Origin of the sequence: Mesorhizobium sp. NPDC059025 (genome assembly GCF_042739655.1) — a bacterium.
Taxonomy (GTDB): Bacteria; Pseudomonadota; Alphaproteobacteria; order Rhizobiales; family Rhizobiaceae; genus Mesorhizobium.
On sequence record NZ_JBHYIM010000037.1, the window covers coordinates 1 to 1,840 of the forward strand.

At 54.3% G+C, this 1,840-nt stretch carries 1 protein-coding gene; it reads right to left on the bottom strand.

Going from position 1 to position 1,840, the window contains the following annotated elements:
• A partial coding sequence (locus ACFWYE_RS30985; protein WP_379115823.1) for a right-handed parallel beta-helix repeat-containing protein occupies window positions 1–1,796 on the bottom strand: 1,796 nt, incomplete at its 3' end.
• Window positions 1,797–1,840 lie beyond the last annotated feature (44 nt).

The window sequence follows — 1,840 nt, forward strand, 5'->3', positions numbered from 1 at the left end:
CCAAATGATCGCCAAGTGCCGGGCGAGCCTCCTGTTGTGCAAACATACCCAATTACAGTGGATGTCGGCGTCCGGCTATAGAGCCTGTCTCCAGCGTTCCAACTGCCGGCTGTCGGCTCGGCTCCTTGAACGGCAACCCCTTCTCTAGGGCCCGCAAGGCTGTTGAACAATGTTGTACCTCCCCAGAGTGCGATACCTGCGGCGGCTCTGTTGTTGCTGCCGCTCGCGTTGATATCGTAAGACGTCAACACCCCGATAGAATAGGCAACGCCGTTTGCAGCCAGCTTGTTGACCCAGTTATCGCAAAGCACTGGCGATACAGCTGAGGCAGCGACCCTAATTCCAAAATACGAAAACTCGGAGCCGGCAAAGCCGATCCGGTTGCCCAGGATTTTGGTATTGTAAGAGGACGTAACCAAAATGGCTGCGCCATCGTCAGTTGTGTAGCCAGCGCGGTTGTTTCCTTGCAGAGCGTTCCTCTCGATCACCCAGTCGACAGGTGGATAGGTCGAATGGCCTACTGCAATACCGTTTGACTTACATGATCGGATGAGGTTGCCGATGAGGTAGACGCGCTCAGTAGGTCCAGCAGGGACAACCCCATATTGGAACCACTCGAAATGGTTGTTCCTAATTTCGAGATCTCTGCAGTTCGCAAGTTTAGCGCCCCAGACTGCCGTTGGTTCAGGTGACTGGGTCACCGCCCCTGCCCCATAGAAACGACAGCTTTCAATGATGCCATCCATTTCCAGAGGAACAGTTGGCGGGCTAGTCAGGTTGGGATTGAAGCTCTGCCCGTCGACCCAAATTCCTGCGTTTTGCACATCCATTGCTACGATATTACGTGCGACGATGCTCTTGCCGACAAGAGGTTTAACATCAGCCGACGCATACATGTTGGTGAAATCGCCGGCATAGTTGTGGAAGCCATAGTAACAGGTGCCACCCTTCACGTTCTCCACGAGCACGTTGTAAGCAGCCGCGAGAGAAATCAGATATCCCGCCTGGTTTATGTTGCCGCAAGTTATGTTCCTGATGATGACGTCATGCGGGTGTCCGGTACCCGCGGCCGTTCCTCCCCAGTGAGCTAGCACCGGGCAGAACATTGGGCTGTTTGGGAATTTGATGTTCTCGATCAGGATATTGTTCGACGCAGCGGTGATGATGATGCCGTTGCCTTCAACCCAGTCACTCTCAATCGTCATGTTGAAGACATGGACGTTTGCAACCGAGACGTTCGCGGTGAACTTGCCGATCGCAATCGGGCACTGAAAGTCGCCCGGGATGCCCGGTGTCGTTCCAAAATTCTTGATGGTGCCATTGTAGACGCGGCAGTTGTTTCCAGGAACAACGCATCGCACCGATCCCGAAATACGGAAATTCAACCGCGACTTGCACAGGGCCAACGTGCATCCGTCTGGCAACTCTAACTCGGCGGTTAGCTTGTATGTCTTACCCTGCTCTCCACAAAGTGTTCTGCCCGCAGCGAATTTGAGGGCGCACTGCCAAGCTGCGGTGTCGTTGGTGACATCGTCGCCGATAGCGCCAAACCAGGCCGCAAAAATCTCGTCGTGAAATTGGCGAATCCACGCGCCACTTGTTCCGGTGGTGTCCGTCGAAGGTGGAACGAAGATACCTTGCATGGTGTCTTGAGACACGGAAGCAGATTGGTTCGAAGAATTCCACACAAACGTGCCGTTTCGAGCGCCTGCCCCCGTCACTATCGCGGAAGTATATGTTGCCGGACTAAGCGCCTGCAAATCAGTAAGGGTGGAAACACTCGCAACCTGGGGCATGCCTGTTCTCCATTGGAGTCGGATTATCGGGGGATCGAAGTCGA